The 17,320-nt window shown below is 66.5% G+C and carries 15 protein-coding genes; 5 read left to right on the forward strand and 10 right to left on the reverse strand.

The genetic code is table 11. The features are described 5' to 3' along the window. Window positions 1-84 precede the first annotated feature (84 nt). Together AC1DX2_RS05945 and AC1DX2_RS05950 are read left to right on the forward strand one after the other, a co-directional pair. A complete protein-coding gene (locus AC1DX2_RS05945) occupies window positions 85-237 on the forward strand; it encodes a DUF3309 family protein (protein ID WP_477195364.1) in 153 nt (50 codons plus the stop codon). Window positions 238-273: 36 nt separating this feature from the next. Then, on the forward strand, window positions 274-618 hold the full coding sequence (locus AC1DX2_RS05950) for a hypothetical protein (protein ID WP_477195365.1): 345 nt from the start codon (window positions 274-276) through the stop codon (window positions 616-618). 39 nt (window positions 619-657) lie between these two features. On the opposite strand, the gene ku is transcribed toward AC1DX2_RS05950, so the two are convergent. From ku to AC1DX2_RS05975, 5 genes are read right to left on the reverse strand one after another with little or no spacing between them, the layout of a single operon-like run. Further along, window positions 658-1,563: a non-homologous end joining protein Ku gene (gene ku, locus AC1DX2_RS05955; protein WP_477195366.1), complete on the reverse strand. Its 906-nt coding sequence runs from the start codon at window positions 1,561-1,563 to the stop codon at window positions 658-660. An 18-nt stretch (window positions 1,564-1,581) separates the two neighbouring features. Beyond that, entirely contained in the window at window positions 1,582-4,269 is a 2,688-nt protein-coding gene (ligD, locus tag AC1DX2_RS05960) for a DNA ligase D (RefSeq protein ID WP_477195367.1), read from the reverse strand. Between the two features lie 17 nt (window positions 4,270-4,286). Beyond that, window positions 4,287-5,162: a hypothetical protein gene (locus AC1DX2_RS05965; protein ID WP_477195368.1), complete on the reverse strand. Its 876-nt coding sequence runs from the start codon at window positions 5,160-5,162 to the stop codon at window positions 4,287-4,289. Beyond that, the gene (gene cls, locus AC1DX2_RS05970) at window positions 5,159-6,547 is read right to left on the reverse strand and encodes a cardiolipin synthase (RefSeq protein ID WP_477195369.1); all 1,389 of its coding nucleotides are present in this window, start codon (window positions 6,545-6,547) and stop codon (window positions 5,159-5,161) included. The genes AC1DX2_RS05965 and cls overlap by 4 nt, the downstream gene beginning before the upstream one ends. A gap of 34 nt (window positions 6,548-6,581) precedes the next feature. After that, window positions 6,582-6,938 carry a BON domain-containing protein gene (locus tag AC1DX2_RS05975; protein ID WP_477195370.1) on the reverse strand — a complete coding sequence of 119 codons (357 nt, stop codon included), beginning with the start codon at window positions 6,936-6,938 and terminating at the stop codon, window positions 6,582-6,584. 333 nt (window positions 6,939-7,271) lie between these two features. Here AC1DX2_RS05975 and AC1DX2_RS05980 point away from each other — a divergent pair, with 333 nt between their 5' ends. Beyond that, entirely contained in the window at window positions 7,272-7,646 is a 375-nt protein-coding gene (locus tag AC1DX2_RS05980; RefSeq protein ID WP_477195371.1) for a PRC-barrel domain-containing protein, read from the forward strand. A gap of 125 nt (window positions 7,647-7,771) precedes the next feature. Here the strand turns inward: AC1DX2_RS05980 and AC1DX2_RS05985 are convergent, their stop codons facing one another. Further along, window positions 7,772-8,575: an SDR family NAD(P)-dependent oxidoreductase gene (locus tag AC1DX2_RS05985; RefSeq protein ID WP_477195372.1), complete on the reverse strand. Its 804-nt coding sequence runs from the start codon at window positions 8,573-8,575 to the stop codon at window positions 7,772-7,774. 192 nt (window positions 8,576-8,767) lie between these two features. Between AC1DX2_RS05985 and AC1DX2_RS05990 the strand changes: the two genes are divergently transcribed. Then, window positions 8,768-9,943, forward strand: a complete 1,176-nt coding sequence (locus AC1DX2_RS05990; RefSeq protein ID WP_477195373.1) for an AI-2E family transporter — start codon at window positions 8,768-8,770, stop codon at window positions 9,941-9,943. A gap of 18 nt (window positions 9,944-9,961) precedes the next feature. Here AC1DX2_RS05990 and AC1DX2_RS05995 read toward each other — a convergent pair whose 3' ends face one another. Continuing rightward, window positions 9,962-12,628 (reverse strand): PAS domain S-box protein, encoded by a 2,667-nt coding sequence (locus tag AC1DX2_RS05995; protein ID WP_477195374.1) that lies wholly within the window; start codon window positions 12,626-12,628, stop codon window positions 9,962-9,964. A 128-nt stretch (window positions 12,629-12,756) separates the two neighbouring features. After that, complete coding sequence (locus tag AC1DX2_RS06000; RefSeq protein ID WP_477195375.1) at window positions 12,757-14,349, reverse strand: glycoside hydrolase family 43 protein; 1,593 nt, start codon at window positions 14,347-14,349, stop codon at window positions 12,757-12,759. A 151-nt stretch (window positions 14,350-14,500) separates the two neighbouring features. Here AC1DX2_RS06000 and AC1DX2_RS06005 point away from each other — a divergent pair, with 151 nt between their 5' ends. After that, window positions 14,501-15,313 carry an FKBP-type peptidyl-prolyl cis-trans isomerase gene (locus AC1DX2_RS06005; RefSeq protein ID WP_477195376.1) on the forward strand — a complete coding sequence of 271 codons (813 nt, stop codon included), beginning with the start codon at window positions 14,501-14,503 and terminating at the stop codon, window positions 15,311-15,313. Window positions 15,314-15,329: 16 nt separating this feature from the next. On the opposite strand, the gene AC1DX2_RS06010 is transcribed toward AC1DX2_RS06005, so the two are convergent. Together AC1DX2_RS06010 and AC1DX2_RS06015 are read right to left on the reverse strand one after the other, a co-directional pair. Beyond that, the gene (locus AC1DX2_RS06010) at window positions 15,330-15,743 is read right to left on the reverse strand and encodes an MmcQ/YjbR family DNA-binding protein (RefSeq protein WP_477195377.1); all 414 of its coding nucleotides are present in this window, start codon (window positions 15,741-15,743) and stop codon (window positions 15,330-15,332) included. Between the two features lie 21 nt (window positions 15,744-15,764). Then, window positions 15,765-17,291 carry a dipeptidase gene (locus tag AC1DX2_RS06015; protein WP_477195378.1) on the reverse strand — a complete coding sequence of 509 codons (1,527 nt, stop codon included), beginning with the start codon at window positions 17,289-17,291 and terminating at the stop codon, window positions 15,765-15,767. Window positions 17,292-17,320: the final 29 nt, after the last annotated feature.

Raw genomic sequence — 17,320 nt, forward strand, 5'->3', positions numbered from 1 at the left:
GCTGCCTTGTGTGAGGCTTCGCACCCAATTTGCCGGGCGGACTGCCTAAGCTGAAGGCACCACAACACCTCAAGGAGGAACACCATGGCAACCGTGCTGCTGATCTTGCTTTTGCTGATGATGGTGGGCGTCGCCCCCGCCTGGCCCCACAGCCGCTCATGGGGTTACTACCCCAGCGGCGGCCTGGGCCTGCTGCTGCTGGCGCTGCTGTTGATGATGCTCGCCGGCTATGTGTGAGCACCGGTAAATCAGCACAGTGGAAGGGAGGATGCCATGACATCCAACAGAACCAAGGCCTTTCGGGACCTGGGCGACGCCTACCTGCAAGACGCGCGCAATGACGCTCTGACACCCCGCAGCCGCGCCGAACTGGCGTTCGACGCCATCTACATGTACGCCATGTGCCTGCTGGACGACAGCAGCTTCACGCAGGACCACCCGCATCCCGAGGTGCTGTTCGGCGCCGCCGAGAAGTTGGGGCTGCCGCCCGAACGCATGATGCCCGCGGTGCGCCACCTGCACGACCGGCGCCGCCAACTGCGCCACCAGGAACAAATGGCGGAATTGAACGATCTGGCCAGCCAGCTCAGGGACCTGGTGCGCCAATGGGACGACTGAGTGCCGAGGGTTCGCCGCTGACGGCTCAGTGTCTTCGCCTCAGTGCCGCGCGGCACGTGCGGCGCGCTTGACCGGTGCCGGTGTTTTTGACGACGCCTTCGCAGCTGTCTTTGCCGACGCCCGTTTGCCCGCGGCACCAGCCGCAGGCCGGCGGCCAGCCAGACTCTTGGCCAACAGCTCGGTCAGGTCCACCACATTGGACGGCGCGGCGGTGTCAGGTGCAGATTCCACCGGCGTCACCTGCTCGGTCTTGCCCGCCGCGGCCTTCTTGCGCACCAGCGCATGAATGGCGTCGCTGAAGCTGTCGGCGTACTCTGCGGGCTTCCATTCGGTGGTCATCTCGGCGATCAGCTGGCGCGCCATCTTCATCTCATTGGGTTTGAGCTTGGACGAACCGCCACCAGCCGGCAACGACAGATCGTCGGCCGCGCGGATTTCGCTCGCCCAGCGCAGCGTGTTGACCATCAGCCCGCGGTCGGTGGCCACCAGCGCGGCCAGGTGCTCCTTGCTGTGCATCACCAGCCGCGCGATGCCGATCACGCCGGCCTGGCGCATGGCTTCGCGCAGCAGCACGTACACGTGCTCACCCTTGCCTATGGGCTCCAGGTAGTAGGGCCGCTCCAGCAGCATGAAGCCCACTTCGGCCGCCTGCACGAAGGCCTCGATCTCTATGGTCTGCGTGCTCTGCGGGTAGGCGGCCTTGATCTCGTCCTCGCTCAGCACCACGTAGTCGCCATCGTCCAGCTTCACGCCCTTGACGATGTCGTCCTTCTCCACCAGCTTGCCGGTGCGCTTGTTGATGCGCTTGTAGCCCACCGGGTCCATGCTGCGCTTGTCCAGCCAGTCGAAGTCGACGCCGGTTTCGGTGGACGCCGGGTACAGTGCCACCGGCACGTGCACCAGGCCGAAGCTGATGGCGCCTTTCCAGATGATGCGGGATGCCATGGGGGCTCCTTCTGTGGGTTAATGCTTGGTGCCGCCAGGCGGCTTGTAGTCCAACATCTTCATGGCCGGGCCGAGGGCGGCGGCGGCCTTGGTGTAGCCGCTCCAGGGCTGGTTGCCGACGGCCAAGCGGCGGCTGACGTTGGCCATCGTCCAATGGTCGGCGGCGGTCAGCGTTGTCAGCTCGTCCCAGGTCACCGGCACCGACACGCCCAAGCCCGGGCGCGCACGCACCGACCACGCGCACACGGTGGTGGCGCTGGCGCCGTTGCGCAGGTAATCGATGAAGATCTTGCCCACGCGGTTGCGCGGACCGCTCTTGGCCACGAAGCGCTGCGGAATGGTGGCCGCGAGATGCTCGACGATGGTTTGCGAGAAACCCTTCATCGCCTCCCAGCCATACAGCCGGCGCAACGGCACCACCACATGCAAGCCCTTGCCGCCACTGGTTTTCAGGAAGCTCTGAAGCCCCAGTTGCGCCAGGAACGCCTGCGTCAGCTGCGCGGCCTCCTGCACCTGCGGCCAGCGCACGCCCTCGCCGGGGTCAAGGTCAAACACCATGCGGTCCGGGCAGGCCAGCTTCGGCAGTTGGGCGTTCAACGTGTGAAACTCGATGACGTTCCATTGCGCCGCTGACAGCAGGCCGGCGGCGCCGGCCACCTCGACCATGGCCGAGGTGCCGGCGGCGCGGTCGGCATTCACTGTACGAACCCCCTCCAACTTGCCGAGCCCCAAGTGCTTCTGGAAAAACAGCTCACCGGCCACCCCGGCCGGCGCGCGCACCACCGACAGCGGTCGCTGCAGCAGGTGCGGCAGCATCAGCGCCGTGACTTCGTGGTAGTAGCGGATCAGGTCCAGCTTGGTGGCGCCCGATTTGGCGTCGATGACGCGCTCGGCGTGCGTGACGCGCAAGTCGGCGGGCAAGGGCTTGTGCTTGGCGGACAGCTTGGATGCGGCGGCCGGCGCCATGGCGTTCGCCGACAGCGGTTCGCTGGACGCACGCGTTCGTTGGGTGGCGCGGCCTTTGGGCTGGTGCTGCGGCTGCTCGCGCACGATGGCGGTGGCCGGCTTGTCGGTGCGCAATGCGTGGAACACCGCCTGGCGCACATGGCCGCTGGCGGTCCACTCCTGAAACGCCACTTCGGCCACCAGTTCGGGCTTGACCCAGTGCGGCTTGCCGGCAATGCGGGTCTTGCCGAAGGGGCTGGTGGCGCTGTCCACCGCCTGCAGGCGCTTCTTCAGGTCGGCCAGCAGGCGCTGGTTGAAGCCGGTGCCTACATTGCCGGCGTAGTGCAGTTCGCCCTGGTCGTCGTAGACGCCCAACAGCAGTGCACCCAGCCCCACGCGCGAGCCCTGCGGGTCGGTGTAGCCGCCAATGACGAACTCCTGCCGCAGGTGGCATTTGAGCTTGATCCAGGCGCTGGAGCGGCCTTCGGTGTAGGCCCCGTCGCGCCGCTTGCCAATGACCCCTTCCAGCCCCAGTTTGCAGGCCGAGGCGACCAGGCTGGCTGGGTCTTCTTCAAACGCGGCGCTGAAGCGCACCTGGCCGTTTTGCGTGTCGGCACCAGCCTGCTCCAGCAACTGCTGCAACAGGGCGCGGCGTTGCGCCAGCGGCGCCTGCCGCAGGTCGCGGCCCGCACAGTAAGGCAGATCGAACAGGTACAGCACCACGTTGCTGCCGCTTCCTTCATCGAAACTGGCTTGCAGTGCGCTGAAGTCAGGACGGCCTTGGTCATCGGCAACGATGATCTCGCCGTCGTACCAGCCGGTGGGCAGCTTCAGCTGGGTCAATGCCTGGTGCAGGGGCTGGAGCTTGGCGCTCCAGTCCTTGCCGGTGCGGGTGAACAGGCGCACGTCGCTGCCGTCCACCCGGGTCAGGATGCGGTAGCCGTCGTACTTGATCTCGAACAGCCAGTCCGCCGGCTCGGGCGGCGGCGCATCCACCAGCGTGGCCAATTGCGGCGCCAGCGTGTGCGGCAGGCTGGCCTTGCGGCCCAGGCTGGTGAGGTCTGACGCGGGGACGGGCTTGGCAGGTGCTCTGGCCTTTGAAGTCCGTTTGGCGCCGGCCTTGGCCGCGGGCTGGGCAACGACGGGCCGTGCCGCCACAGCCGCCGGCATCGCCAGCTTGCCCACACTGTCGGGCAGCTCGTCCACCACGCTGAAGTCAGCGGCAGCGCGTGCCAGGCTGTCCTTTTCCTTGATCAGCAGCCAGGCCGGCTGCTTGTCGCCGTCCTTGCTCTTGATGCGCACCAGTGCCCACTTGCCATGCAGTTTGTGGCCTTGCAACTCAAACTTCAGGTTGCCCTCACGCAAGCCCGCGCGGGCATCGCCCAGCGGCAGCCAGGTGCCCTTGTCCCAGACGATCACCTTGCCGGCGCCGTACTGGCCGGCCGGTATCGTGCCCTCGAAGCTGGCGTAGGAAGTGGGGTGGTCTTCGACCTGCACGGCCAGGCGCTTGTCATGCGGGTCAAAGCTGGGGCCTTTGGGCACGGCCCAGCTCTTCATGGTGCCATCCAGCTCCAGCCGGAAGTCGTAATGCAGCCGGCTGGCCCAGTGCTTCTGGATGACGAAGGACAGCGCGCCTTTGGCGCTGCGCCGGCGCGCGCCGGAGTCCTTGGGTTCGGGCGACACTGTGAAATTGCGCTTGGCCTGGTAGGTGGCCAGCGCGTCATCGGCACGTGCGCTGGGGCGTTCGCTGGCTTTGCGCATGGCGGTCTTCCAAGCAGTCAGCGCAGTGCCTGCTGGCGCGCGTATTCGGCGCGCTTCATGGCCAGGTAGGGGCCGCGATCCATCTCGTGCAACTGGCGGGCATAGGTTTCGGAGGCGTTGAACCAGTTCTGCAGACTGGCCTCCACCTGCTTGGCAGGGCCGGCGTTGGCGGCGGCCAGGTAGGCGTCCACCGCCAGGTAGTAGCGCATGGTGTTGCGCTCGACGATGCCGCGCACGCCGCCCACCAGCTCATCCTGCCCATTGATTCGTCTGCCAGTGGGGGTGAAGCCCACCTTGTCCCGGCCCAGTGTGCCCAGGTAGGCGCGTGTGGCCAGGCGGGCGGCAAAGCCCATGTCGTAGCCATAGCTCAGGTGCAGGAAGGTGCGGCTGCCGTCCAGCGCCACCGCGCGCAGCACAATGCGGTAGCCGCTGGTGCCCAGCGGACCCTGCGGCGCGTCCAGCACGGTCTCGAAATAATCACGGCTGACGGCCTGCGGCAGGTAGTTGAAGTCCAGCCGGTCCGCATCGGCCAGCTCCTGCGGCGTCTTCTTGCCCACGTACAGGCGCAGCACGGTGGGTTTGGCAGGGGCCTGCACCGGGTGGCAGTACTTGGTGTTGATGTGCAGCCACATCACGTCGCACCAGCGCTCGGCTTGCCCTAAGTTGGTGCTGACCTGCTCGAACGGGTAGTCCACCACCGCATAGACGTCGCCCTGCACGTGGCCCTGGGTCTCTTTCGAATCCAGCACCAGCGGGCGGCTGAACTGGTTGGCGGCCAGGCGCTGGGCCAACGCGGTGTATTGGGCGCGCAGCGCATCGGCGGGCGCAGCCGCCCGGGCCGTCGGCAGGACTGCAGCCAAGGCCAGCAAAGCGGAAAGTAGCAACGTCTTCATAGCATGTACTCGAATCGGCGGGCGAACCATTCCTTCAGCTTGTCGCCAGCGGGGCGCTGTGCCCATTGGTCGGGGGTGATGCGCTCGCTGTTGCGCAGGTCCTCGGCAAAGGCGCTCTCCATGGCGGCGCCGAAGGTCTCGCCCAGCACCACCACGTTGATCTCCTGGTTGTGCAGGAAACTGCGGGTGTCGATGTTGGTGGAGCCCACGGTGGCCCAGTTGCCGTCGATGACGGCGGTCTTGGCGTGCAGCACGGTGACCTTCATCTGGTAGATCTGGATGCCGCTGGCCAGCATCTCGGCGTAGAACGAGCGTGCGGCATACAGCACCATGCCGATGTCGCTGACGCCGGGCAGCACCAGCTTGACGTCGACACCGCGCGCGGCGGCGTCCTTCAGCGCCTGCAGGATCTGCTTGTCGGGCACGAAGTAGGCGCTGGTGATATGCACGCTCTTGCTGGCCTGCTGGATGGCCAGCACATAGGCCTTGTAGATGTCAAAGTCGCCCCCCGGCTCGCTGGCCAGCACGCGCACGGCCTTGTCGCCCACGTTCTTGAGCGGCGGGAAGAAAGGGGCACCGCCGGGATCGTCCTTGCTCAGCAACGCCCAGGTCTCCAGGAACACGGCTTGCAACGCCGCCACCGCCGGGCCTTCGATGCGCAGATGCGTGTCGCGCCAGCCAGGCTTGGCGCTGCCGGTGGAGGTTCTGGTGCCGCGCCCACGAAATGGCGAACTGCTGGCATAGTCCACGCTGATGTTGATGCCGCCGGTGAAAGCCACCTTGCCATCCACGACGAGTATCTTGCGGTGGTCGCGCTGATTGGCGCTTGCCGGCGCAAGCAGCGTCTGCGGCCCTACCGGGTTGTATGCCTGCAGCCGTATGCCGGCGTGGCCCATGTCGTCAAAGAAGGCCTTGGGCGTCTCCAGCGTGCCCACGCCGTCGTAGATGATGTTGACCTGCACGCCGGCGCGCTGACGCTCCATCAGCAGGTTGGCAAACTGCTGGCCCAGCGCGTCCTGGTCGAAGATGTAGGTCTCCAGGTTGATGTGGCTTTTGGCCTCGCGGATGGCCGCCATCATGGCGGCCATGGTCTGCGGACCGTCGTACAGCAGATCCACCTTGTTGCCGGCGATCAGCGGGCTGCCGGTGGCGGCCTCTTCCACCGCGGCCTTGGCGGCGCTGGATTGGCGCCAAGCGCTGCTCAGCCGATAGCGTGCCACCTGCGGCTGGCTGGCCGACCCGGCCATCGCGGGCGCCGCCGGCGCAGCAAGACGGGTGTCGAGGTAGTTCACTTCGGGTAACGCAGTGCATGCGCCCGCCAACGTGGCAACCAGCGCCAGGCCAATCAGCCGACCCAGGCGACGCAAGGCAGTGCAAGTGGCCACGGGGTGCGCTTGTGCGTGCCGGTGCGTCAAGAGGTCAGGTGCCCACGCTCAGGCCGGAGGCGTTCACGCTGTTCACGCCCTTGACCTTTTCGGCAATCATCTTCACCAGGTCGATGGCGTCCTGGTTGGGCAGCTTGCCGCTGAGCGTCACATTGCCCTTCTTGGTCTTGACACTGACCTTGAAGGCCTTGGAGATGCTGTTGGCGGCGATTTCGGACTTCACCTTGGTGGTGATCCAGCTGTCAGACACGGCGCGCTCGGCCTTCTTGACTTCGGTGGACGCCGAAGTGCTGGCGCCGGAAGTGGTCTGCGCCTGCGCAGTGCCCAGACCCAAGGCCAAGGCGCTGGTCAGCAGGAACGTGGAAATGATGATGCGCGAATTTTTCTTCATGATGATCTCTTTTTTCAATGGTTGAACGAGTGTTGCGCGTCATGTGCCATCTCATGGAAGGCATGCCTCATGGCGCTGATGCCAGCGTGCCCGCTGTAGGACGGCCGGTCGGTGCGATGACGCACGCAAGCGTGTAGGCCCATATCCCGTTGCATGCTGTGGCAGCCCCCGTTCAACGCAATAGCCATCGTCCGACAGGGAAGTCAGCCCGTCGGCTACAGACGCGGCAGCAGACAGCGGGCAAGATGAAATCCCCATGACGCCCGATGGCAACTGACGGCGATTGCCATGGATTTCCCCTCACCCTCAATGCCCCATTCATGGAGAACCGACATGACCCTCACTGCAAACGAATTCAACGGCTGCCCCGTCAAGGCGTCCCACATCATCGGCAAGGACGTGGTGAACCCCGAGGGCGACAGCCTGGGCGATATCAAGGAAGTGATGCTGGACCCAACCACCGGAAAAATCGCCTACGCCGTGGTCTCTTTCGGCGGTTTCCTGGGTTTGGGCGAAAAGCTGTTCGCCGTGCCCTATGCGGCACTGGACTACGACCTGCAGGACAACGAGTACGTGCTGGACGTGTCCAAGGAAGAGCTGAAGAACGCCCCCGGCTTTGACCCCCAGCACTGGCCCAGCATGGCCGATGAACGCTGGAACCGCGAGGTCTACAACTACTACAAGCGCACGCCGTACTGGGAGAACTGAGTACAGCGCTGCACGCCAGCTTTGGCCGGCGGACTTTTTACAAGTTTGCACCCGCCAGCCAAAGGAAAGCCGGGCTCTGCCCGGCTTTTTTGTTGACAGCCCGTGCTCAGGACGGTTCAGGCCACTCAGCCTGCCGCGCTGGTTGCCGTGCCCGGCTCGGCCAGGCGACGGTGCTGCTCCGCCGCCATTTGCGCCGGCATGATGCGCAACATGGCCACGGCCAGCTTGTTCTTGATGCCGGTGACCACGTCGGCCTCGCCGTCCATCATGGCCTGGTAACCCAGGCGAGCCACCTCGGCCGGGTCGGCCTTGTCGGGGTCGACGCCGAGCCTGGTGTCCAGCATGTCGGCGCGCTCGAAGAAGTGGGTATCCGTTGCGCCGGGCAGCAGGCAGCTGACCGTCACACCGCTGTCCTTCAACTCATTGCGCAGCGCGACGGCAAAGGAATCTATGAACGCCTTGCTGGCGTTGTAGACCGCCTGGAAGGAGCCGGGGAAAAAGCCGGCCACCGAGCCGGTGATCAGGATGCGGCCGCGCTTTTGCGCGCGCATGATGCGCCCTACCGTGTGCACCAGGTAAATCGTGCCACTGATGTTGGTGTCCACCACATGCTGGGCATCGTTGTACTCCTGGTCCAGAAAGGCACCACCCAGGCCATGGCCGGCATTGGCCAACAAGGCGGCCACCGGCCGGCCATCGAGCTTGCGGCACAGCTGCTCGACGCCGTCGCGGCGGGCCAGGTCGCACTGCACGGTGCTGACGTCCACGCCAAGACCGCGCAGCAGGATGGCGGCCTCCTCCACATCGGGCTCATCGGCGGCAATCAACAGATCGAAGCCGCCGTGGGCGCAGCACTGCGCCAGCTGAAAGCCGATGCCTGAAGAAGCGCCGGTGACGATGGCAAGCGGGCGCAGATCGGTGGTGTCCATAGGGGTGCTCCGGTTGTGCTTGGGGTGTGTTGGAGAACATCTTCCTGGTCGCAGAGCCCGCTGACTGTGCGCTGCCCGACATAGGTACACGGCTGACACGCCGCCGGCTGTCCTACAAAGTCTCGCAGCGCCGTCCTACACGCTTGCCAGCGCACAGGCCGCAAGATTCAGCCAGCACCCGAGGAAAACCTGATGCGCTTATCCAACCCCTGGCGGCCGGGCGCACCGCCGCAAGCCGGCAACCTGCACCCTGCGCCCCCGCACCCGGCCAATGCCCTGAAAACCCCGCTGGTGCTGCTGGCGGTGCTGGCCAGCATCTATGCGCTGCACTGGGCGGCGCCCATCATCATTCCCATCCTGGTGGCCGTGTTGATCAGCTACGCACTGACGCCGGTGGTGGACTGGCTGCAGGCGCACCACTTGCCGCGCCTCGTGGGAGCTGCCGCCCTGCTGCTGGGCCTCATGGGCGGCATTGGTTGGGTGGCGTACGCCTTCAGCGACGACGCCGCCCGCCTGATGGACAATCTGCCGCGCGCCGCCGAGAAACTGGGCGAGGCGGTGCGCGCAACGCAAAGCCAGCGTGACAGCCCGCTGAACACGATGCAAAAAGCCGCGAACCAGCTGGAGCGGGTGGCCGAAGAAACCGCCGCAGGCGGCACGGCCCCCACCGTCACACGTGGTGTGCAGCGTGTGGTGGTGGAAAAGCCGCGCTTCGCCATCAAGGACTACATCTGGACCGGCACGCTGGGCCTGGTGGCTTTCGCCACCCAGCTGACTGCGGTGGCGCTGCTGAGTTTTTTCCTGCTGGCCTCTGGGGACAGCTTCCGGCGCAAGCTGGTCAAGCTGGCCGGCCCCACCTTGACGCACAAGCGCATCACGCTGGAGACCCTCAACGAGGTGAACGACACCGTACGCCGCTACCTGCTGGTGCAGCTGGTGACCTGCGTGCTGGTGGGTCTGGCCACCTGGCTGTGCTTCTGGCTGCTGGGGGTGGAAAACGCCGGCATGTGGGGACTGGCCGCCGGCGTGCTGGACCTGGTGCCGTATGTGGGCGGCGCGCTGCTGGCGGGCGGCTCGGCGCTGGTGGCGTTCATGCAATTTGGCAGCCTGCAGATGGGCCTGCTGGTGGCCGGCGTCTCGGTGCTGATCCACACGGCCGAGAGCATGGTGCTGACGCCGTGGCTGAGCAGCCGCGCCGGCAAGATGAACCCGCTGGCCGTGTTCATGGGCGTGCTGATCTGGGGCTGGCTGTGGGGGCCCTGGGGGCTGCTGCTGGGCCTGCCCATCCTGATGGTGGTGAAGGCGGTGTGCGACCGGGTCGAGGGGCTCAAGCCGGTGGGCGAACTGCTGGGTGAAGACGGCGGCTGAAGCCGTGTCGGCACAGCGCTAAACGCGCCGCCCGCGCCCCGCCGCCTTGGCCTGGTACACCGCCGCGTCGGCGCGCTGCACCAGCCCTTTCCAACCGTGTGCGTCAGAGGCATCAAAGGCCACGCCCACGCTGGCCCCAATCTCCAGCATCAACTCGCCGACCTGAAACGGCGCGCGTGCCGCCTCCACCACCTTGTCGGCCACCGCGTCGGCGTTGCCGCGGCTGCGCAGGCCACTGAGAACGATGGCAAACTCGTCGCCCCCCAGGCGCGCCACCGCGTCGCTGGGACGCACCAGCCCTTGCAGGCGCTGCGCAAACTGCTGCAGCAGCACGTCGCCCACCGGGTGGCCATGGTTGTCGTTGACAGGCTTGAAGCGGTCCAGGTCGATGTACAGCAGGGCCAGGCCGGCCGCCTCGCCGTTGCCGCAGGTCTTGGACAGCATCTGGTGAAAGCCGGCGCGGTTGAGCACGCCGGTCAGCGGGTCGTGCTCGGCCATGTTCAGCAGGCGGCGCGTCTCCTGTCGGTGCAGGGTGATGTCCTGGGCCACACCTATCATGCCGTCCACCGTGCCGTCGTCCAGCCGCAACGGCACGTAGCTGACGTTGATGTGGCGTTCGTGGCCGGCCTCGGTGTAGTCCTTCTCATACTGCACGGTTTCGCCGGCCAGCGCGCGCCGCGCCCAGGGCTCGCTGCTGGCGTACTCGGCCGGCTCCATGAACTCGGCCACGTTGTGCCCGGTCAGCACGGTGCGGTCCAGACCACGCCAGCGCTCGAAGGCGCGGTTGACCAGTCGGTAGTTCAGCTCGGCGTCGAACACCGCCACCATGGCCGGGATGGCCTCCACCACCGCCCCCAGCGTAGCGGTCTGCCGGCGCAGCGCCTGGCGGTCGGCCACCTGCCGGCTGATGTCGCGCATCACCGCCGAATAGCGCAGGGCCCGTCCATCGGCATCCCGGTGGGCGATCACCGTGTGGCTGACCTGCAGCACCTCGCCACCGGCGCGGAGCACCGTGGTTTCACCCACCCACACGCCGTCGCGCTTGACGGCGGGCATGATCTCCGTGGCGTAGCGCTCATTGGTCTGCGGCGTGTTGAATGCGGTGAAGCTGTGCGCATCCAGCGGCTCATCGGCGCCAAATCCCAGCGAACGGCGCGCCGCCGGGTTCATGTACTGCACCCGGCCCTTCCAGTCGGTCTGCACAATGAAGTCGGGTGTGTGTTCCAGGATGTCAGTCAGTTCACGCAGGCGGGTTTCCAGCGCCTTGCGTTCGGTGATGTCCTGCAGCGCGCCCACCAGGCGCACCGGCTGGCCCTGGGCGTCGCGCTCCACCTCGCCCACCGAACGCACGCAGGCCGAGCGCCCGCTGGCGGTGACCAGGGGCAACTCCAGGTCAAAGCCCAGGCCCTGCTCGCGGCTGAGGCGAACCGCCTCCTCGATCCGCGGTCGCACGTCCGGGGCGAAGAAGGCGATGACGCTGTCCAGCTGGGGCACAAAGCCGGGCGGCGCCTCCAGGGTGCGCTCGACCTGCTCGGACCAGCGCACCTGGCTGGTGGCCAGGTCCACCTCCCAACCGCCGACACCCGCCAACCTGCCTGTGCGCGTCAGGAAGGCCTCGCTGGCCTTCAGCGCCTCCTCTACGTGTTTGCGGCGCGTGATGTCACGGCCCACGGAATGCAGCTGCCGCCGGCCGGCGCTGTCTTTCTGCATGGTGTTGGTCCAGGCCAGCCAGCGCTCGCTGCCGTCGGGGGTCACGATGCGGTTCTCGGTGTGCGCGGGCTCGCCACTGTCCAGCACGGCCTGGACATGCCGGCGCACGGCCTCCAGATCGCCCGGCGCGACGTGGTCGAACAGGTTGTCGCCCAGCATCTGCTCCACACTGCGGTGGTAGTGGCGCGCGTAGGCCGGGTTGACATAGAGCAGCCGGCCATCGGCAGCGGCCAGCGACACCAGTTCCTGCTGCTCTTCCACCAGGTTGCGGTGGCGACGCTCGCTGTCGGACAAGTCATCCACCAGGCGGCGCTGCGCGCGCCCCAGCAGCGCCAGCAGCAAGGCCGCCAGCAGCACGCAGCCGCTCATCACCGCAACGGTCCACACCGCGGACTGGCGCGCGCTGGCGTTGTCGCGCAACAGCTCGGCGGAGGCGGCATCGCGGTCTTCGCGCACCAGCTCCAGCAGGGACACCAACTCCTTGCGGGCACCATCCATGAAGCTTCGCCCGGTACCGGTCTGTACCAGCCGCAAGGCCGCGTCGCGCTGGCCGTCGTCGTGCAGGCGCAGGGTCTCAGCCATCTCGTCGAACTTCAGGTGCACCAGCCGGGTGACGCTCTGAGCACGGCCAGCCAGCTTGTCCGCAGCCACGGGAATGCGGTCCAGGCCTTGCAGCAAGGCCGGCATCTGTGCCACGGCCTGGGTGTATGGCACCAGGTAGTCCCGCTGGCCGGTCAGCAGGTAGCCGCGCTGGCTGGTCTCGGCTTCACCCAGGCGCAGCAGCACGGCCCGGAGCTGGCGCACGCTGGTCTCGAGTTCAGCCTGGCGCGCGGCCTCCAGATCGGCTCGCTCGGCGTAACGCGTGAAGCGCACGGCAGCAGCGACCAGGGCCAGCAGCGACAGCAGCAACACCGCGGCCGTGACCCACAGCCACACGCGCAAATGATGACGTCTCGCCCGGTTCTGAGGGGTCATGTCCCAAGCTCTTGGAAGAAGGGTGCTGCCCGTTTTTTGTTTGTCTTGCCGCGTTATAACAAGATTTCGCGCCCAGCGGCCTGCCGCTTACACCGATAGACGGGGCAGTCGGCGCAAGCGTGAAACATTCAATGTGTAACGCGAAAGTAATCCACATCCGCAAAACCGGCACCAGGGGTGTCACCCACGCTGAACAGCCCCATCTGCGCGCCCACCCAGCGGCCTTTGCTGGCCGTGAACGCGGGCGCCGCCGGCACGACAGCACCAGGCTGCACACTGTAGAAAAACTGCACCTGGGCGCCCTCTTTCACTGCCTGCACCCGCAGGCGCAAATCCACCGTGGGCGGCGCGTCGGCCAGCAACACTGCGGCCTGTTCCTCGCACCGCCCAGCGGCGGCCACGCAGCTGGCATACACCAGCTGATGCTGCCCACCCTGACGGCGCAGGCCCAGCCAGGCCGGGCTCAACGCGTTCAGCACCAGGCCTGAGCGATCGCCCTCGGTGGCGTTTGCCACGGACAGGCGCACGTCCACGGTGAAGGCCGGCCCCGGCAGCTTCTGACTGAGGATGTTGGGCGCCAGGCGCAGCTGGCCGCGCGCCTCCGGCACCGCTTGCGTGTGCAGGCGCAGCCAGCCGGGGCGCTCGCTCAGCGAATACCAGGCCGGGCCGGGGTTGGCGTTCCACTGCCATTGCAGACCCAACTGAGGCGCCTCGAATTCATCACCGGTGGCCGGCACCACGACGGGCTGGCCCGCCACCGGTTTGCGCCAACTGGGCACCGGGTTGCCGGTGCCCGGCCGGGTGCCGGGCTGGCCCATCAGCGGCCAGCCGTCCTGCCAGGCCATGGGCTGCAGGTGCACCAGGCGACCATAGGCCTGGCGGTCCTGGAAATGCAGGAACCAGTCGCTGCCGTCTTGCGCGCGCACCCAGGCGCCCTGGTGCGGCCCGTTGGTGGGCGTGTCGCCTTGCTCCAGCACGATGCGCTCCTCATACGGGCCTTCGATGCTGCGGGCCCGGAACACCGCTTGCCAGCCCTCCTCCACGCCGCCAGCCGGCGCCAACACGTAGTACCAGCCCTGGTGCTTGTACAGCTTAGGGCCTTCCAGCGTGCGGTAGCCAGGCAGTTTGTTGCCGTCGATGACGGTTTGTCCCTGCAGGTCCAGCAGCCGGCGCCCGTCGGGCGACATGCGGCGCAGCGTCAGCAGGTTGTTGATGCCCGCGCGGCTCTTGGCCCAGGCGTGCAACAGGTAGGCTTTGCCGTCGTCGTCCCACAGCGGCGTGGGGTCGATGATGCCCTTGCCCGGCAGCAGCAGGTGCGGCGCGCTCCACGGGCCTTCAAAGCGCGCGGCGGTGATGACGTAGATGCCAAAATCCGGATCGGGGTAGAAGATCCAGAATTGGCCGTCGTGGTAACGCAGGCACGGCGCCCACACGCCCTCGCCGTGGCGCGGCACGCGGAAATGCGCCTCGGGCACCAGGCGCGGCAGCGCATGGCCTACCAGTGTCCAGTTCACCAGGTCTTTGGACGTCAGCAACGGCAAGCCGGGCGCGCTGTTGAAACTGGAGGCCGTCAGGTAGTAGGTGTCGGCCACGCGGATGGCGTCGGGGTCGGAATAGTCGGCAAACAGCACCGGGTTCTGGTAGCGGCCCTCACCCAGGTCGGCGACCCAAGGTGGATCGGCGGCCAGTGCTTGCTGAGTGCACAGCGCGAGGCCCAGCATCAGGCCTCGTGTGATGCGTTCAAAACACCGGGAAGTCGTCGCCGCCATGGATCAAGTGTCGCAGAAGCCGCTGGCGTGACAGGTCCGTGGCAGTCGACGCCGCTGGTGCGCGTGGCTTGGTCTATCATTTGCAGCAGTCCTTTCCAACACCATGACACAACGCACGGCTTTCGCTCCCCTCGCAACCCTGCTGCTGGCCCTGACCATTGGGCCTGTGCAGGCTCAAACACTGGCCGTGGCACCGCCCGCGCCGGTGGGTCTGACCTCCTTCGCCTCTGGCTTGCAGATCGGCGTCACCCTGCGCGGCAGCGGCCTGCAGCCGCAGCCGGGCCAGGTGGTCATCGCGCACTACCGTGGCACGCTGCAGGACGGCAAGGAGTTCGACAGCTCCTACAAGCGCAACCAGCCGTTCGCCTTCACGTTGGGGCGCAAGCAGGTCATCAAGGGCTGGGACGAAGGCTTTGCGCAATTGCGCGTGGGTGACAAGGCCACCTTCATCATCCCGCCGCAACTGGCCTATGGCGAGAAGCAGCGCGGCCCCATTCCGCCGAACTCCACACTGCGCTTCGATGTCGAGCTGCTGGACGTCAAGCCGTCCAGCCTGGCCGACGTGCTGGGTGACGTCATCGACGCCGAAAGCCTGGAAGCGGCCCAGCAGCGCTTCAAGGTGTTGCAGGCCAACAAGTTTGGCGACGCCTACGTGTCTGAATCGCAGCTCAATGGCCTGGGCTACCGCTACATGGGCAAGGACAAGCTGCCCGAGGCGCTGGCCGTGTTGCATTGGGCGGTGGCGCTGTTCCCCAACTCGGGCAATGTGCACGACAGCCTGGGAGAAGCGCAGTTGAAGGCTGGCCAGCGTGACGCGGCGAAGGCCAGCTATGAAAAATCGCTGGTGCTGGACCCGACCAATGACAATGCCCGGAAGGTGCTGAACGAGATGCAGTCGGGCACGCCAGGCAAGTAAGGCGCGCCGGCAGCTGTCAACGGCGTTTCGGGTCCGGCAACTCGCCCGCCTTGACCCAGGGCTGCGCTTCTTCCAGTGCCTTCAGCAGACGCTTGGGCGCCTGGGCGCGGTAACTCTCCATCATCCAGCGCATCACGGTGTCCAAGGGCACCACCGCGCCGGGCGCAAAGGCCACCGTCACCCAACCGCTCTTGCCCAGGCCGTAGGCGGTGGGCTTGGCCTGCGGCAGCGCCGCCAGCACGGCAGGGCCGTTGACCGGCAGCTTGGCGGACACGGTCAACCCACCATCATGTGTGCCCAGGTAAGCGAAGGTCTTGTCGTTGACGGCCACGTCCTCATGCCCGGGCCAGGGGCTTTTGGGCTGGGTGCCGGGCAGCGACAGGCCAAAGGCCTTGAGCTTTTTCAGCGCGGCGGCGTGGGAGGCGGCCATGGGTGTGGACCTGCCTGCGCCTCAGCGCGCCAGCTCCACCAGCACAGCCGTGTACATCTGCAGGTTCAACAGCAACTGCTTGGTGCTGATGAATTCATGTTCCGAATGCCCGGTGTACACCTCGCCCGGCATGCTGGGGCCGAAGCTGACCGCGTGCGGAAACAGGCGCGAGTTGGTGCTGCCGCCAATCGACACCGGCTTGGCGTCCTTGATGCCGGTGTAGTGAGAGAACACGCCCAGCAGCGTGTCCACCTGCGGGGCGGACTTCTGCACCCAGGCGTCGGTGATGACCAGCTTGATATCGGCCAGCTTCACCACGCCGCCATCGGCGCGGGCCTGCCAGGCGGCAAGCGCGGCGTTGATCTCGTCGCGCAGTTGCTGTTGGGGCTTGCCCTGCGGGCGGCGGGCGTTGATGTTGAGCTGCAGGCCTTCGGCCGGCTGGCGTATCACCGTGGGCGCGAAGCTCATCGGGCCCATGAAGGCGTCTTTGTAGGCGATGGCGCCGAACTTCTCGGCATACAGGCCGGTGCCAATCATGTCATTGGTGAAGTTGACCAACGCGCCGGCGGTGGTGGCCGGCCAGCGGGTGACGGCCAGCGCATCGGCCAGCATGGCGATGGCGTTGACGCCATCCTCGGGCTTGCTGGAGTGGGCTGACACGCCACGCGCGGTGATGCGCAGGCTGCTGCCAGCCCAAGCGAACTCGTAGCGCATGCCCTTTTGCTGCGCGCCGCGGGCTTTGATCTGCGCCTCCAGCGCCGGGGTGGCATTGGCAATGGTGGCCTTGGCATCCTCGGGAATCTGGCTGCCGAAGAAGCCGCCGGCAAACTCGGCCACATACGGTGTGCCGGCCGGCGGCACCAGTGCCTGCTTGGGGAAGGTGACGCTGATGGTGTTGTAGCCCTTCTCGGCCGTGACCACCGGGTATTCGGCGTCCAGCGTGATGTTCATGCCCGGGGCCGGGTGCGTCTTCAGGAATTCTTCCAGATGCTTCCAGTCGGATTCCTCGGCCAGGTAGATGTACAGTTCGATGCGCTTTTTCAGCGGAATCGCCTGGTCCTTGATCGCCTTCATCGCATACAACGCGGTGGCGATGGGCCCTTTGTCGTCCTCGGTGCCGCGGCCCAGCAGCTTGCCGGGCTCACTGGTGCTGTCCAGCTCGAACGGCGACTTGGCCCACTTGCTGGGGTCCACCGGTTGCACATCACCGTGGGTGATGATGCCCAGACGATCCGTGCCCTTGCCCAGCCCCACCACCAGCACATAGCCATGGTCGGCAAAGTCCAGGCCCAGGCGCTCGGCCTCGTCCTTGATGACCTTCTTGAAACCGATGAACTGTGGGTTGGCCTCGAACGCCACCTTGCTGGTGGCCACGGTGTTGAAGGCCACCATGCGCGCCAGCGTGCCAACCACCTCGGTCTGGTAGGTGGCCAGCGCATGGCGGGCGGCCTTTTGCGCGGGTTCGCTGGGGGTGGGGTTGGCGGCGTGGGTGCTGGCGGCACAGCACAGCGCGCAAAGGGTCAGCAACAAAGAGGAAAAGGGACGCATCGTGGCCTCGGCTAACAGGGGAACGCCAT

The sequence above is a fragment of the Hylemonella sp. P2_B10 genome, assembly GCF_056404875.1.

Coding starts and splice junctions, on each gene's coding strand:
- AC1DX2_RS06010 (WP_477195377.1), bottom strand. CDS start 15,743: ATGGCCGCCTCCCACGCCGCCGCGCTGAAAAAGCTCAAGGCCTTTGGC.
- AC1DX2_RS05980 (WP_477195371.1), top strand. CDS start 7,272: ATGACCCTCACTGCAAACGAATTCAACGGCTGCCCCGTCAAGGCGTCC.
- ku (WP_477195366.1), bottom strand. CDS start 1,563: ATGGCATCCCGCATCATCTGGAAAGGCGCCATCAGCTTCGGCCTGGTG.
- AC1DX2_RS05995 (WP_477195374.1), bottom strand. CDS start 12,628: ATGACCCCTCAGAACCGGGCGAGACGTCATCATTTGCGCGTGTGGCTG.
- AC1DX2_RS05975 (WP_477195370.1), bottom strand. CDS start 6,938: ATGAAGAAAAATTCGCGCATCATCATTTCCACGTTCCTGCTGACCAGC.
- AC1DX2_RS06005 (WP_477195376.1), top strand. CDS start 14,501: ATGACACAACGCACGGCTTTCGCTCCCCTCGCAACCCTGCTGCTGGCC.
- AC1DX2_RS05965 (WP_477195368.1), bottom strand. CDS start 5,162: ATGAAGACGTTGCTACTTTCCGCTTTGCTGGCCTTGGCTGCAGTCCTG.
- AC1DX2_RS05950 (WP_477195365.1), top strand. CDS start 274: ATGACATCCAACAGAACCAAGGCCTTTCGGGACCTGGGCGACGCCTAC.
- AC1DX2_RS05945 (WP_477195364.1), top strand. CDS start 85: ATGGCAACCGTGCTGCTGATCTTGCTTTTGCTGATGATGGTGGGCGTC.
- AC1DX2_RS05990 (WP_477195373.1), top strand. CDS start 8,768: ATGCGCTTATCCAACCCCTGGCGGCCGGGCGCACCGCCGCAAGCCGGC.
- ligD (WP_477195367.1), bottom strand. CDS start 4,269: ATGCGCAAAGCCAGCGAACGCCCCAGCGCACGTGCCGATGACGCGCTG.
- AC1DX2_RS06000 (WP_477195375.1), bottom strand. CDS start 14,349: ATGCTGGGCCTCGCGCTGTGCACTCAGCAAGCACTGGCCGCCGATCCA.
- AC1DX2_RS05985 (WP_477195372.1), bottom strand. CDS start 8,575: ATGGACACCACCGATCTGCGCCCGCTTGCCATCGTCACCGGCGCTTCT.
- AC1DX2_RS06015 (WP_477195378.1), bottom strand. CDS start 17,291: ATGCGTCCCTTTTCCTCTTTGTTGCTGACCCTTTGCGCGCTGTGCTGT.